This window comes from Chryseobacterium vrystaatense (genome assembly GCF_000737765.1).
GTDB classification, from domain to species: domain Bacteria; phylum Bacteroidota; class Bacteroidia; order Flavobacteriales; family Weeksellaceae; genus Chryseobacterium; species Chryseobacterium vrystaatense.
Genome location: NZ_JPRI01000001.1, coordinates 1,085,393 through 1,099,511 on the forward strand (window position 1 = coordinate 1,085,393; position 14,119 = coordinate 1,099,511).

A 14,119-nucleotide genomic window follows, 5' to 3' on the forward strand; every position below is an offset into this window, starting at 1 on the left:
CTTAAATTCCTAAGCTCGCTCTTACTTTTCTAATAGTTTCTGTTGCAACGACTCTTGTTTTTGCAGCGCCTTCCTGAAGTTTAGCTTCCAATTCGTCCAGATTGTTCATATAATAACTGAACATTTCTCTTTCTTTCTCAAAACGGGTCAAAATCAAATTCAACAGTTCTAATTTTGCGTGTCCGTAACCGAAGTTTCCGGCAAGATATTTAGCTCTTAATTCCTCTGTCTGTTCTGGAGTAGCAATCAGTTCGTAGATGGCAAATACCTTATCTGTTTTGGGGTCTTTAGGTTCTTCAAGAGCTTTAGAATCAGTTTCTATACTCATTACCTGTTTTTTCAGTTCCTTTTCAGGTAAGAAAATATTAATGATATTTCCCATGGATTTAGACATTTTACGGCCATCTGTTCCGGGAACATATTTCGTGTCTTCCTGAAGCTCAGACTGAGGCAGTACAAAAACTTCTCCCATCTGATTGTTGAATCTTGATGCTACATCACGGGCGATTTCCAGATGCTGCAGCTGATCTTTTCCTACAGGAACAATTTCCGCATCATACAGTAAAATGTCTGCAGCCATCAGAATAGGGTAGGTAAACAGCCCGGCATTAACGTCCTGAAGTCTGTCTGCTTTATCTTTAAATGAGTGCGCAAGGGTTAATCTCTGATATGGAAAAAAACATGATAAATGCCAAGAAAGTTCACAGGTTTCGGGAATATCACTCTGTCTGTAAAAATATGTTTTTTCTGTATCCAGCCCACAAGCAAGCCAAGCCGCAGCGATCTCGTAGGTATTCTGTTTTAAAACCTTCGCATCTTTAATCTGGGTAAGAGAATGAAGATTAGCGATGAATAAAAATGATTCATTTCCCTCCTGCTTGGAAAGTTCAATAGCAGGAATGATTGCCCCAAGAAGATTTCCAAGATGGGGTGTTCCGGTGGCTTGAATGCCGGTAAGAATTCTTGACATTTGTTTAAATTATTTATAAAATTAATGAATTGCAAATTTAATTAATTCTCCCGCAGAATACACAGATGTTTTCTTAAAATTAAAATACGGAAAAGTTTTGGCTAAAAAAGACTTAGAAATCTTTTTGAATGATCATATTAAATATGTTTTATCAGCAAGAAAAAAATTAAGGAATGAAGATCTTCTCTCCTCCGAACTTCGGCTGTACTCCAAAAAGCAGGTCCCAGTAGACTTTTGTTTTGGCGAGATACTCTCTCAGATTCGTTTTTAAACCTGCATATTTGTTGACGTCATTTGCATTATACCCAAAAGCTTCCATTCCGTTCTCTCTGGCAAGAAAGACCGCTCTTTCGTTGTGAAATTTTTGCGAAATAATCACCAGTTTATTCTGCCCGAAAATATCTTTAGCCCTGATCACCGAATCTAAAGTCCGGAATCCGGCATGATCCATTACGATCCTGTCTTTCGGAATGCCGTATTTCATCAGAGCGAGCTGCATGTCTTCAGGTTCATTATAATCTTTGGTGCTGTTGTCTCCACTTACAATGATATACTGAACTTTTCCGCTTTTAAAAAGATCAATGGCCGCCTGAATTCTGTTGTAGAAATAAGCATTGGGCATTCCGTTGCTCAAATTCTTTCCGGTTCCGAGCAATAAAGCTGTTTTAGCTTCGGGAACATCAGAAATCTTATAAGAAACAAACGGACTGCTGTCTTTTATGATGCTGTAATTGGCCCAGGCTATAAAAATAATTCCCACTGCAAAAAGCAGCAGGAAAATTTTAAAAATATTTTTGATTACTTTTTTCATCCGGAATACTGTTTTTTAAAACTCAAGTCCGTTCGGGAAAGCTTTTTTTCTGAATATTAATAATAATGCGGCACCTACTGTAATAGCAGAATCAGCAACATTGAAAATGTATTTGAAGAATTCAAGGTGCTTACCACCAATCAAAGGGATGTTTTCAGGAACATACCAGTCTACTAAAGGAAAGTGCAGCATATCTACTACACAGCCTTTCATAAAAGAAGAGTAGCCTTGTCCAATGGGAACAAACTTAGAAATGCCGCCGTATCCGATCCATCGGTCGATACTTTGGTCATACACCGTTCCGCTGTCGAATATAAGACCATAGAACATTCCGTCGATGATATTTCCAATCGCACCGGCAAAAATAATAGCCATTGGGATCAGAAGATAATTGGAAGCTCCCTGCTTCAGCCATTTCTTAAACATATAGACCATTCCTCCGATTAAGAAAAGCCTAAGGATAACCAGAAAATATTTTCCAATGATCCCTCCGAAATGAAGGCCGTAAGCCATTCCGGGATTTTCTACGAAAGTCAGTTTGAAACCTGGAAGTACAGTGATACTGTCATCCAGATTAAAATGGGTTTTGATGTAAATTTTTGAAGCCTGATCAATTAACAATACTAAAAATGTTATAGCTAAGATCTTTTTCATTACAATCCTTTTGGTTTAGAAGGTTTATCCGGGTTTTTCTTATCGAAAATCTTCTTGGCCACTTTTTCTGTATGGAAAGTATTTTTGGTCTGAGCCCTTTCATATCTGATATTCATATCTTTTAAAACACTCTTCAGTGCACTCAGCTCCATAGGATTTTTAGGATGTACTATGATCGATTCCATTTTCTTATCTATTTTAAATTTTTACATTTTGGACAGCTCATCGAGTCTCTTTCTATCTTTTGGAGATAGATCGTTGATCCCGTTTTTGCCCATCTTACTCAAAAGTCTGTCGACTTCTTTTTCTCTCTCGCGTTTATCAGAATTAAACTGATCATCGATGGTATAGTTCTTCTGTTGATCGGGAAAGAATCTGTTTTTGATCCAGGTTCTGTTGAAAAACAGTAAAACAGCAACCACAATGATGCCTAAAATTAATATTCCGCTCATGGATATACATTAAAAATTAGGTTTATAAAGTATTCATGAATACGATATAAACCCAATATTATTTTTTACAAACCTTACGGTTTATTTCTGCATATTTTTCGCTTCAATGCTTAACGTAGCATGAGGTACAGCCAATAATCTTTCTTTAGGAATCAGCTTTCCTGTTACTCTGCAAACACCGTAGGTCTTGTTCTCAATTCTGATCAAAGCATTTTTAAGATCACGAACAAATTTTTCCTGGCGTCCTGCTAAAATAGAGTTTTGTTCTTTGCTTAACGTCTCAGCTCCTTCTTCAAAAGCTTTGAATGTAGGAGATGTATCATCCGTACCATTATTCTGGTCATTGATGAAACTCTCTCTGATCAGTTGCAAATCTTTTTCTGCTTTCTCTATTTTTTCTTTAATGATCGCTTTAAACTCTTGTAAATCAGAATCATTATATCTTACTCTTTCGTCTGACATGTTCTTTTCTCTTTTTTAATAAAATTATGAAATGGAATTTAAAAAACAATAACTATATGTTAATTTTTTTCAACATTTATCTTAAAATTAACCTCATCTATTTCGATTTCGTTAAAATTTGAAAGTGAAGATACAATTTCTATTTTATTTGACAAGACCTCGGATGAAATATATTCCTCATTTTTCCTAACATCTTCAATGAATGGTGAGTTTTCTTCAATGGAGATTTTTATTCTGTCTGTCAGTTCAAAGTCCTTCTCTTTTCGCAGGTTCTGAATTCTGTTGATGAACTCTCTTGCGATACCCTCAGATTTTAATTCTTCTGTTAACGTCAAATCTAATGCCACAGTCGTTTTTCCATCAGAAGTTACAGTCCATCCCGGGATATCTTTTGTAGAAATTTCTACATCGTCGAGAGTAATCTCGTAACCCTGGATATCTATTTTTCCTTCTTTTTCAAGACTGGCGATTTGTTCTGTATTCAAATTGGCGATTTCTCCCCCTACCGTTTTCATGTCTTTTCCTAACTTAGGACCTAACGCTTTGAAATTCGGTTTGATCTGTTTTACAATTAAATGGGAAGCTTCTTCCGCATTAATCAGCTGAAGTTCTTTAACATTTACTTCCTGCTTGATCAGTTCTGCAACCGCTAGAATCTGCTCTTCTGTTTTAGCATCAAGAACCGGAATCAAAACTTTCTGTAACGGCTGGCGAACTTTTACATTTTCTTTCTTTCTTAAAGAGAAAACCATACTTGTAATATTCTGCGCCAGATGCGTTTTTTCTACCAAATCCTGATCGATCAGACTTTCGTCAGCTACAGGGAAATCCGTTAAATGTACAGATTCACAGTTCTCTTTTCCTGTTACCTTATTCAGATCCTGATACAATTGATCCATAAAGAATGGAGCAATAGGAGCGGATAATTTCGCCACAGTTTCAAGACAGGTATATAAAGTCTGATAAGCAGAGATTTTGTCATCAGAATAATCTCCTTTCCAGAAACGTCTTCTGCATAATCTCACATACCAGTTGCTCAGGTTGTCATTCACAAACGTGTTGATCGCTCTGGCTACTCTTGTCGGTTCGTAATCTTCGTAGAATGTTTTTACTTCTTTAATTAAAAGATTAAGTTCAGAAAGGATCCACCGGTCGATTTCCGGACGGTTCTCCACTTCTTTTTCTGTATAATTGAATCCATCCACATTCGCATACAGTGCAAAGAATGAATAGGTATTATAAAGTGTTCCGAAGAACTTTCTTCTCACTTCGTCGATTCCTTCAATGTCGAACTTCAGGTTTTCCCAAGGGTTGGCATTCGAGATCATATACCATCTGGTAGCATCTGGTCCATATACTGAAAGTGTTTCGAAAGGATCTACTGCATTTCCTTTGGATTTTGACATTTTCAATCCGTTTTTATCCAAAACAAGACCGTTACTCATTACATTTTTATAAGCAACTGAATCAAAAACCGCTGTTCCGATCGCGTGAAGGGTGTAGAACCAACCACGCGTCTGGTCAACGCCCTCTGCGATAAAATCTGCAGGGAACGCTTTATTATTGTCAATTAATTCTTTATTCTCAAAAGGATAATGCAACTGGGCGTAAGGCATCGAACCTGAATCGAACCAAACGTCGATTAAGTCACTTTCACGCTTCATTACTCTTCCTGAATCTGAAACTAAAATTATTTTGTCTACTACATTTTTATGAAGATCCACCAATTCATAGTTCTGCTCAGACATATTTCCAATCACAAAACCTTTGAACGGATTCTCTTTCATGAATCCCGCCTCTATGGATTTTTCTATTTCGTTGTATAATTCCTCTACAGATCCGATGATCTTTTCTTCTTTAAGATCTTCAGTTCTCCAGATCGGTAACGGAACTCCCCAATATCTTGAACGGGATAAATTCCAGTCGTTTACGTTTTCAATCCAGTTCGCAAAACGTCCTTCTCCCGTTGATTTAGGTTTCCAGTTAATTTCTTTGTTTAAATCTACTAATCTTTCTTTCACAGCAGTCATTTTGACAAACCATGAATCCAGCGGATAGTATAATACCGGCTTGTCAGTTCTCCAGCAGTGTGGGTAACTGTGAACGTATTTCTCTACTTTGAAAGCTTTGTTTTCGGTCTTCAGAACGATTGCCAGTTCTACATCCCAGGATTTTTCAGGCGCAGTTCCATCATCGTAATATTCGTTCTTGATATATTTTCCTGAGAATAATTCAGGAACATTTTCTCCCTTGATAAACCTCCCCTGTAAATCTACCAGCGGAACCAGATTATCATTTTCGTCTTTGATCAACATGGGCGGAATTCCCGCTTCTTTGGCCACTCTTGCATCATCAGCACCAAAAGTAGGAGCGATGTGTACGATACCGGTTCCGTCCTCAGTCGTTACAAAATCTCCGGTGATCACTCTGAAAGCTTTTTCAGGGGAATCATTAGGCGTAAACCACGGGATCAGCTGCTCATATTGAGATCCGGCAAGCTTTTCTCCTGTAAATTCTTTTACTACTTTGAAAGGAATCACTTTGCTTTCTGCAGTATAAGCTGCGAAATCATCATCCGTTCCTTCTGCATATTTCTTACCGAATACTTTAGGTAAAAGAACTCTGGATAAAACAACAATTATCGGTTCAAATGTATATTGGTTGAACGTTGTAACTAAAACATATTCAATATCTCTTCCTACAGCCAATGCTGTGTTGGATGGCAAGGTCCAGGGAGTTGTCGTCCATGCAAGAATGCTTACATCTCCTTCAACATCACTAAATAAGTCAGAAGATTCTTTCTTTACTTTGAACTGAGCTACAACGGTAGTATCAGAAACATCGTGATAAGTTCCCGGCATATTTAATTCGGCAGAAGACAATCCTGTTCCTGCTTTTGGAGAATAAGGCTGGATCGTGTAGCCTTTGTACAATAATTCCTTATTATACAACTGCTTCAGCAACCACCAAACCGTCTCCATATATTTTGACTTATACGTGATGTACGGATCTTCAAGATCTACCCAGTATCCGATTTTTTCCGTAAGGTTGTTCCATACGTCTGTATATCGCATTACTGCTTCACGACAAGCTTTATTGTAGTCTTCAATAGAGATTTTTTTGCCAATATCCTCTTTAGTAATTCCTAATTCTTTTTCTACGCCCAGTTCTACAGGAAGTCCATGTGTATCCCAGCCCGCTTTACGAAAAACCTGTTTTCCGTTCTGAGTCTGGTAACGACAAAAAATATCCTTTAATGCTCTGGCCATAACGTGGTGAATTCCGGGCATACCGTTTGCAGAAGGAGGTCCTTCATAAAAAACAAACTCGGCATTACCCTCGCGAATCTCAACACTTTTACTGAACGTTTTATTCTGTTTCCAAAACTCCGATACATTCTCGGCTATGTCAATAAGGTTGAGGTTTTTGTATTCTTTAAATTGGCTCATTGTAAATATCTCAATATCGTTGATTAATTAAGTCTGCAAATTTACTAAATTTTGTCGGTTTATAATATATGTTTTATTTAGCTTATATCTATTAAAAAGTTCAATTTCAGAAATATAAATGAAAAGAAGAGGCAGAAGTGAATGCTGAATGGTAAATCGGTTAATTTTTTCAGCATTTTTATTCTATATAAACATTGCTTTTACGAAACTTTATTTGATAAAAAAAGCCACCCGAAGGTGGTTGTAAGTTACTCAAAATCACTAAGTCTTGGCATGTTTGGCCATTTCCCTGCTTCGTATTCTTTGATATAATAGTCAATGGATCTATTCGTTCCAAATACTACAATTTTACCAGTATTACTTTCTACTAAGAATGAGGAACAACCTATTAATTTGGCTCTTTCAATTTTATCTTCTATATATTTTTTTGAATTAAAGTAAAATATCATACCATACTCTTTTCGAATTGAAAATTCTTCTGCAATAGTAAGTTCTACTTCCCATTTTTGACTTAAATTTTCTACATAGTCTTTTGCTACATTGATGATTTCTATATTTGATAACATAGTAGTTAATTTTTTTTGGTAATATTAGCTTTGATTAGGATCCCAAACTCCATGAGTACTGGGTTTCCATATGCCATATTCATACCCATTTAAATAATACTCTACATCGTCAGATGTCCCAAATTGAATGACTATACCTGTATCGTTTTTTACGAGGAATAGGCCGTTGCCTGCTAAACGATGTTTTGTAGAATCTTTTGTTCCATAAAAATAGATGTTCCCATAAGGTTTATTTATTGTAAGTGGTTCAAAAAAAATGAGTTATATGCTGGCTTCGCCTTCGTTTAATTTTATGTATTTTTTGCTATTTCTAGCATTTGACTGCCTGCTAACATATTGTCTATTTAATGTATCATATAATTCATCCATGGAAATTGCTCTTGTTTACCTGACAATAATAATCTATTTGCTAAAAATACAAAAACCACCATGAAGGTGGTTAATTAATTATTCTAGGCTACTGTTAAATCCTAATGTATTAGTAAATCTTCCTGCTTCATATTCTTGAATGTAGTATTCTTCAGACTTACTGGTTCCAAATACGACAATATTTCCTGTTTTATTTTCTACCAAGAAAGGAGCATTCCCAAGTAAAGTATTATCATCATCATTTCTTGTTTCATTATATTTTTTTGTATTGTAAAAAAATATAATCCCATAAGGCTTTTTAATTGCTTCGTTATCTAAAATGATAAGGTCTAATCCGCTCTTTTCTTTTCTTTCTTTTACGTAGTTTTTTGCTATTTCTATAACTTGTTGTTCTGTTAACATGACTTTATTAATTTTAATTTGTTTTCATATATTTAAATCCGATGAATTCTTCTCCTTTTTTTAAATTTATTTTCCCTTCAATAGTCTGTAAATCAATAAAGGTTGCAATTTTATTATCATTTTTTTTAATAACATTAATAACATGATGTTGTTTTCGACCTCCCCTTATACAAAGAAGAATACCTCTTTCATTATTAATCATCCTTGTATGTAAAACTCCAACATTGTCAATGTGTTCGAGACCTCTTTTAATTCCATACTTATTTTGAAACCATAGACTAAGATCTACCAAATAATCTTGAGCTTCAGAAACGGCAGCGGTATTAATCTTTCCCGTTCTAAAAAAATCTTCTACTACTTTTACCACTTCTACGCAGTTATGACTTGCTATTTGTACAACAACTTTTTTACCCTTCTCATTTAATACTACTTTATGATTAAAATAAATTCTTGCCTCATTAAAAAAGTCTATTGCATTTTCAGCTGTTATGTCAGCTTCTTGAAGAGCTTTTAATCCTGCCTCAAACTTTTCTACCGTTATAACAGTTGTAGAAACAGGTAGGTTTTCCGCCATCCCAACAAGGCGGCTCATTTCTTCCTCTAGCTTTGCACTGTTGCCTCCTGCTTTTCTGTATAGATAATCTAAAAACTTACCAGTTCTTCCGTAGGAATCTGTCTGAAAGAATTTTTCACCTTTATAAAGAACTGCAATTTCTTTCTCCGCATTCTCAACAAAAAGTACATTCAGTTTCTCGAAAGCAGAAGAGTGCTTTGTAATATTTTTGACACCGTCTTTTAAAAGAATTGTTAATCCTCTTTTGGAATAATCTCTTAAAGGAAACGAATATAATGTATTTTCAATTAATTTCTTAAGGCTTTTCTGCTGAGAAGGATATCTGGAAGTATATAATACTTCTACTGTTACATCCAACGCTTTTCGTGCTTTCGGAAGCATGCTTACCATAGCGCTTGCTGTACCTTGAGCTATGTAAATATCATCCCATAGTTCTAAAAGCTTTTTCCCTTTGGTTGTCATTTTAAGCTCATCTCTGAGCTGAGTTTCAATATAAAAATCTGAAAGTGCAATCCCAATATCTGCATAAGCTGCGTATAAAGGTAATCCAGATACTCCGGATTCTATGGAGGCAAGACTGGCGGATATGACTATAAGATCAGCTGCAACACGCAGACATCGCAGTGCGTCCTCTGCTGCTTTCTTTTGTGCGATGTGATATAGAAATAATGCAGGAACTTCAGTATCCGTTTCAATAGTTTGAGTGTTGCCTGTACGCAGTTTTACCTTTTCATAAACTTTGAGATGTAACATGTCCAACGGTCTGAATTCTCCATTTTCAATTTCATTCTCAACTTCAATTTTTTCCGTTTTTATATTCCAGACTTTTACGGTATTGATTAGTGTGACGATATTATCAGGATCTCCTTCCATGAAATATCCGGTGAGCTCACAATGCCTTTCAATAGTGTCAGAATCTCTGCTGACTCCAAATGCGAAAAGACTCCCTGCTTGTAAAGGCTGATGAGCGTCATCCATAGCATGCTGAGCCTGCATGAAAGCAGTTACATAAATGACAAAAAGTTCTTTATTCTCAAACATTTGTCCATGAGCCACCTGATTGGTATCTGAAATGATACCTTTTCCCATATAAACACTCTCTCCATCTAAAGAATGATAAATATGAAGAATGAGCTTAGGGTCATTTTTGATTTTTTTATAAACAAATTCTCCGGAAATTGCTGTAAGAATACGGATCGCATATCGGCTTTTGTCTCTGAAAGGCTCCACCACTAAAGCGGCAGCTTTACCTATTGTATCTACATCCCGAAGCAGTTGGGAGTCATAATTTAAAAACTGTAAGAAATGATCCCACAATAACTGATCGGAGAGTTTTTTAGCTTTTCCTTTGTAATCTACACCAGTTAATGCAAAGTTAGGCAGCTGATTATAAAAAAACATTAAATCATCAATTGAAGTTAGTCCTCTTCCTGCATCTTCAAAATGAGAGATCAGGGCGACCTGTGCCATGTCTCTGTGATATGGAAAAAGATAAGTGATGGCAGCCATATAATCTTCTACATCACTTACTTTAATTTTTATGGCATCAGCAGCTTCTGAAGAGTAGCTTATAGTCGTTTCGACCTCATTTATTACAGTCTGTGTTGCTTCCCGGTTATAGTCCCGGTACGGAATATTGATCGTGCATTCTATTTTTTTTTCTTTAATACCTATTTCTGTATGATGAGTGTATTTTTTAGGATCAATATAGCCGGGGCTTACATTGACCCAAACTTTGTTGTCCATACGTTCTAAAAATGAGTTTTGAAATTTTGCATCCTCTATTTTAGGCTCCTGGATGACAAGCTTTTCAATCATTTTGGTTTTTACCCTTACATTATCAATTCTTGAGGGAGGTATTGCTTTTAGGTTTACTTTTTCCACTCCCTGTGAAGAATTGATAAAGTTTTGTTTCGCATTAAAGAGATAGGTACTGAAATCTGTTGAAGACGTCAGTAGTCTGAAGATCTTTTCCTCATCCACCCAAAGGTTTGTGAAAAAAGGTTCTATAGAACTGGTGACTATTTTTTCACCCTTCATGTCTGCCCATATTTCCCGGCTTATCTTATCAAAATCGTCTATTCCTTTTAAGTATTCTTTAAAATTCATTTTTTTGTTTTTTTCATTAAATAATATTTTCTGTTTTGGTTCCTGTCTCGATATGGGTTCAGATAAGGTAATATTCATCTTGATTTATGATCCCAACCTTTATGATGCAAATATCAATGCTGTAAACGCCAGAACTTGACGTATAAAAAACAGTTTCTTCATTATTTAAAATTTTGTAACTTTAAATAATCCTCTAAATCTAACGACCGCATGACTGTTTTTTGCAAACTCCTGGTGATCACTTTATTCATCAATGCTTTCACAATAAAAGCTCAGAAAAACTATCCGCAAAATTATTTCCGGAATCCTTTAAACATTCCCATGCAGCTGGCTGCCAACTTTGGAGCCGTACGTACTAATCATTTTCATATGGGTTTGGATTTGCGGACCAACAGCCAGGAGAACCTGAGCGTTGTGTCAGCCGCTGACGGTTATGTAAGCAGGATAAAAGTGGAACGTTACGGTTTTGGAAATGCAGTTTATATTACGCATCCGAATGGCTATACCACTGTGTATGCACACCTGAATAAATATTTTGACAAACTGGACGAATATGTAAAAGAAAGACAGTATAAAGATGAAAAATGGGAACAGGATATCACCTTTTCTGCCGGACAGTTTCCTGTAACCAAGGGACAGCTCATTGCTCTAAGTGGAAATACCGGTGGTTCAGCAGGCCCGCATTTGCATTTTGAAATAAGAGATACAAAAACGGAAGATTGCATCAATCCTTTATTATTCGGTTTTAATATTCCGGATCAGATAGCACCAATTATCAGTGGGCTTTATTGGTATGACAGACGTTTCAGTGCTTATGAGCCCGGAGCCAACGGAATTGCTGTGAAAAAAGCTGGAGGGGTATATACAGCTGACGTCATTCAGGTTGACTCACCAATGGTAAGTTTTGGAATTAAGGCAGTAGATAAGGCCAATCAGGGGTTTAATCTCGGGATTTATCATGCAGAATTACTAATGGATGATCGCTTGATTTACAGTTTTTCCATTGATAAAGTTAGTTATGATGATACCCGGTATTTGAATGGTTGTATAGATTATCCGAAGTTTATTAGAGATAAAATGGGTATTCAGCATTTATCAGTTTTACCAGGAATGAAACTGAAGAATTACAGTCTCCCTGATTTAAATGGAATAATTAATCTTCAGGATGAAGAAGTTCACAACATAGAAATTGTGCTAAAAGATGTCAATGGAAATACAAGCAGATTGAAAACAAAAATCCGTTTTAATAAAAAAATAGATAAAGTTACTCCTGCTGGTGAAATTGTAATGGCTGGCAACGGAAAAACGATTACTACACAAAATGGCGAAATCAATTTCAGCAAAAATGCAGTGTATGACACAGTGAATTTTCAAATGTATGAAAAATCAAATACTAATGCGGATGCAGTTTCAAATACTGTTGTTCTGCACTCTCCCTATATTCCGGTGCATGATGATTACACCTTAAAAATAAAACCCAACAGGAAGCTTACCAATGAAGAAAAAGGAAAAGTAGTTGCTCTTTTAGATTATGGAAGCGATACTAATGTGGTCAAAGGAAAATGGAATGGTGACAGGGTGGAAGCAGAGTTTAACAGATTGGGTACAGCAGTGCTGTTGCTAGATGAAAGTTTGCCTTCTGTTTCTTCAGGTTGGAAGGATGGAGTGTTGATCAACAGTAGCTCTTTACGATTGAAAGGAACAGTTAAAGTGGGCGACATTGTTTCATTTCGGGCAGAACTGGATGGAAAATGGCTTCGCTTTGCCCGCACTAAGGATGATTTTGTCTATATTTTTGATGAAAAATGTCCGAAAGGCTCAGGTCTGCATACTTTAAAGGTGACGACAACCAATACTGCAGGAAATACCAATACACAAACTTTTACCTTTCAGAGATAAAATATTTGGGCTCTAATTTTTTAATCGCTCAATCTTTTAATTTAATTAAATAAATTTGTTACTTAAAATTAAATCATTGGAATTCTATCCGGCTATCGAAAAATCAGACCTTCAGGACATCAAAAAGTTTCAGGAACATAAACTTCGGGAACTTGTAGTTTATCTTGAAAACAATTCACCTTTTTACAAGAGACTGTTTAAAGAAAATAATATCAATATCCTTGATATTCAGACCTTGGAAGATTTGCAAAAAATTCCTACCACGACAAAGAATGATCTGCAGGAGCATAACGATGATTTCTTTTGTATTTCACCTGATAAAATCGTAGACTACAGTACAACTTCCGGAACACTGGGAGATCCTGTTACTTTCGGACTGTCAGACAGTGATCTTGAAAGGCTGGCTTACAATGAAGCCATTTCCTTTGCCTGTGCAGGAATAAGGAAAGGAGATGTAGTCCAGATGATCACGACAATAGACAAAAGGTTTATGGCAGGTCTGGCTTACTTTCTGGGCCTGAGAAAAATGGGAGCGAGCGTTGTGAGAATGGGGCCCGGTATTCCGGAGCTGCAGTGGGATTCTATTTTCAGATATAAACCTAAATATCTGATTACCGTTCCTTCTTTTCTTTTGAAAATGATCGATTATGCCGAAAAACATGGAGTTGATTATAAAAATTCCAGTGTTTATGGGGCAGTGTGCATTGGTGAAAGTATCAAAAATCAGGATTTTACAGATAATATTCTTTCGCAGAAGATTAAAGAGAAATGGGATATTAAGCTATTCTCTACCTATGCTTCCACGGAAATGAGTACCGCTTTCACAGAATGTGAATTTCAGACAGGAGGACATCAGCATCCTGAACTGATCATTACCGAGATTCTTGATGATGACGAAAATCCTGTCGGTGAAGGAGAGAATGGTGAGCTAACCATTACTACCTTAGGTGTTGAAGCCATTCCTTTGCTTCGTTTCAAAACAGGAGATATTGTAAAAGCACATCATGAACCCTGTGGCTGCGGGAGAAGTACCATGAGACTTGGACCGGTTGTAGGACGAAAGCAGCAAATGATCAAATACAAAGGAACAACGCTCTATCCCCCTGCAATGAATGATATTTTAAATGATTTCAATACCATTTTGTGCTATCAGATCGTTATTCAGTCTAATGAAATAGGGCTGGATGAAATTATCATCAAATTAAGCACAGAACAGGATCATGAAACCTTTGTGAATGAAGTTCGTGATCATTTCCGCGCAAAATTGAGGGTAAGTCCTAAAATTGAAATCATTGATTTTGATATTTTGTCGAAAACTGTTTTTAATCCCAATAGCCGAAAGCCCATTACGTTTATAGATTTGAGATAATCTTTCGTTACAAAAAAAATAGAAGGTAGCTCA

Annotated in this window: 12 protein-coding genes; 2 read left to right on the forward strand and 10 right to left on the reverse strand. The window is 36.2% G+C overall.

Annotated elements, in window-relative coordinates:
• Nucleotide 1: 1 nt before the first annotated feature.
• The 10 genes from trpS to IW16_RS05060 form a co-directional block, all read right to left on the reverse strand.
• Nucleotides 2–970 (reverse strand): tryptophan--tRNA ligase, encoded by a 969-nt coding sequence (trpS, locus tag IW16_RS05015; RefSeq protein WP_034740288.1) that lies wholly within the window; start codon nucleotides 968–970, stop codon nucleotides 2–4.
• Nucleotides 971–1,136: 166 nt separating this feature from the next.
• The gene (locus IW16_RS05020; protein ID WP_034740291.1) at nucleotides 1,137–1,781 is read right to left on the reverse strand and encodes a SanA/YdcF family protein; all 645 of its coding nucleotides are present in this window, start codon (nucleotides 1,779–1,781) and stop codon (nucleotides 1,137–1,139) included.
• 15 nt (nucleotides 1,782–1,796) lie between these two features.
• Complete coding sequence (locus IW16_RS05025; RefSeq protein WP_034740292.1) at nucleotides 1,797–2,435, reverse strand: lipoprotein signal peptidase; 639 nt, start codon at nucleotides 2,433–2,435, stop codon at nucleotides 1,797–1,799.
• A complete protein-coding gene (locus tag IW16_RS05030) occupies nucleotides 2,435–2,620 on the reverse strand; it encodes a DUF2683 family protein (RefSeq protein ID WP_034740294.1) in 186 nt (61 codons plus the stop codon). The genes IW16_RS05025 and IW16_RS05030 overlap by 1 nt, the downstream gene beginning before the upstream one ends.
• Before the next feature lie 21 nt (nucleotides 2,621–2,641).
• Entirely contained in the window at nucleotides 2,642–2,887 is a 246-nt protein-coding gene (locus IW16_RS05035; RefSeq protein WP_034740296.1) for a DUF6576 domain-containing protein, read from the reverse strand.
• 81 nt (nucleotides 2,888–2,968) lie between these two features.
• Nucleotides 2,969–3,349, reverse strand: a complete 381-nt coding sequence (locus IW16_RS05040) for a TraR/DksA family transcriptional regulator (RefSeq protein ID WP_034740299.1) — start codon at nucleotides 3,347–3,349, stop codon at nucleotides 2,969–2,971.
• A 59-nt stretch (nucleotides 3,350–3,408) separates the two neighbouring features.
• Nucleotides 3,409–6,798 carry an isoleucine--tRNA ligase gene (gene ileS, locus IW16_RS05045; RefSeq protein WP_034740301.1) on the reverse strand — a complete coding sequence of 1,130 codons (3,390 nt, stop codon included), beginning with the start codon at nucleotides 6,796–6,798 and terminating at the stop codon, nucleotides 3,409–3,411.
• A 248-nt stretch (nucleotides 6,799–7,046) separates the two neighbouring features.
• Nucleotides 7,047–7,364: a hypothetical protein gene (locus tag IW16_RS05050; protein ID WP_034740303.1), complete on the reverse strand. Its 318-nt coding sequence runs from the start codon at nucleotides 7,362–7,364 to the stop codon at nucleotides 7,047–7,049.
• Nucleotides 7,365–7,811: 447 nt separating this feature from the next.
• Nucleotides 7,812–8,135: a hypothetical protein gene (locus IW16_RS05055; protein WP_034740305.1), complete on the reverse strand. Its 324-nt coding sequence runs from the start codon at nucleotides 8,133–8,135 to the stop codon at nucleotides 7,812–7,814.
• A 13-nt stretch (nucleotides 8,136–8,148) separates the two neighbouring features.
• Entirely contained in the window at nucleotides 8,149–10,818 is a 2,670-nt protein-coding gene (locus IW16_RS05060) for a hypothetical protein (protein WP_131327837.1), read from the reverse strand.
• 210 nt (nucleotides 10,819–11,028) lie between these two features.
• On the opposite strand from IW16_RS05060, the gene IW16_RS27060 reads away from it, so the two are divergent.
• Nucleotides 11,029–12,717 (forward strand): M23 family metallopeptidase, encoded by a 1,689-nt coding sequence (locus IW16_RS27060; protein ID WP_034740308.1) that lies wholly within the window; start codon nucleotides 11,029–11,031, stop codon nucleotides 12,715–12,717.
• A gap of 76 nt (nucleotides 12,718–12,793) precedes the next feature.
• Entirely contained in the window at nucleotides 12,794–14,086 is a 1,293-nt protein-coding gene (locus IW16_RS05070; RefSeq protein ID WP_034740310.1) for a phenylacetate--CoA ligase family protein, read from the forward strand.
• The last annotated feature ends 33 nt before the right edge of the window (nucleotides 14,087–14,119 follow it).

Excerpts from the sequence above, each read along its gene's own strand:
- trpS (WP_034740288.1), bottom strand. The coding sequence starts at position 970 with ATGTCAAGAATTCTTACCGGCATTCAAGCCACCGGAACACCCCATCTT.
- IW16_RS05020 (WP_034740291.1), bottom strand. The coding sequence starts at position 1,781 with ATGAAAAAAGTAATCAAAAATATTTTTAAAATTTTCCTGCTGCTTTTT.
- IW16_RS05025 (WP_034740292.1), bottom strand. The coding sequence starts at position 2,435 with ATGAAAAAGATCTTAGCTATAACATTTTTAGTATTGTTAATTGATCAG.
- IW16_RS05030 (WP_034740294.1), bottom strand. The coding sequence starts at position 2,620 with ATGGAATCGATCATAGTACATCCTAAAAATCCTATGGAGCTGAGTGCA.
- IW16_RS05035 (WP_034740296.1), bottom strand. The coding sequence starts at position 2,887 with ATGAGCGGAATATTAATTTTAGGCATCATTGTGGTTGCTGTTTTACTG.
- IW16_RS05040 (WP_034740299.1), bottom strand. The coding sequence starts at position 3,349 with ATGTCAGACGAAAGAGTAAGATATAATGATTCTGATTTACAAGAGTTT.
- ileS (WP_034740301.1), bottom strand. The coding sequence starts at position 6,798 with ATGAGCCAATTTAAAGAATACAAAAACCTCAACCTTATTGACATAGCC.
- IW16_RS05050 (WP_034740303.1), bottom strand. The coding sequence starts at position 7,364 with ATGTTATCAAATATAGAAATCATCAATGTAGCAAAAGACTATGTAGAA.
- IW16_RS05055 (WP_034740305.1), bottom strand. The coding sequence starts at position 8,135 with ATGTTAACAGAACAACAAGTTATAGAAATAGCAAAAAACTACGTAAAA.
- IW16_RS05060 (WP_131327837.1), bottom strand. The coding sequence starts at position 10,818 with ATGAATTTTAAAGAATACTTAAAAGGAATAGACGATTTTGATAAGATA.
- IW16_RS27060 (WP_034740308.1), top strand. The coding sequence starts at position 11,029 with ATGACTGTTTTTTGCAAACTCCTGGTGATCACTTTATTCATCAATGCT.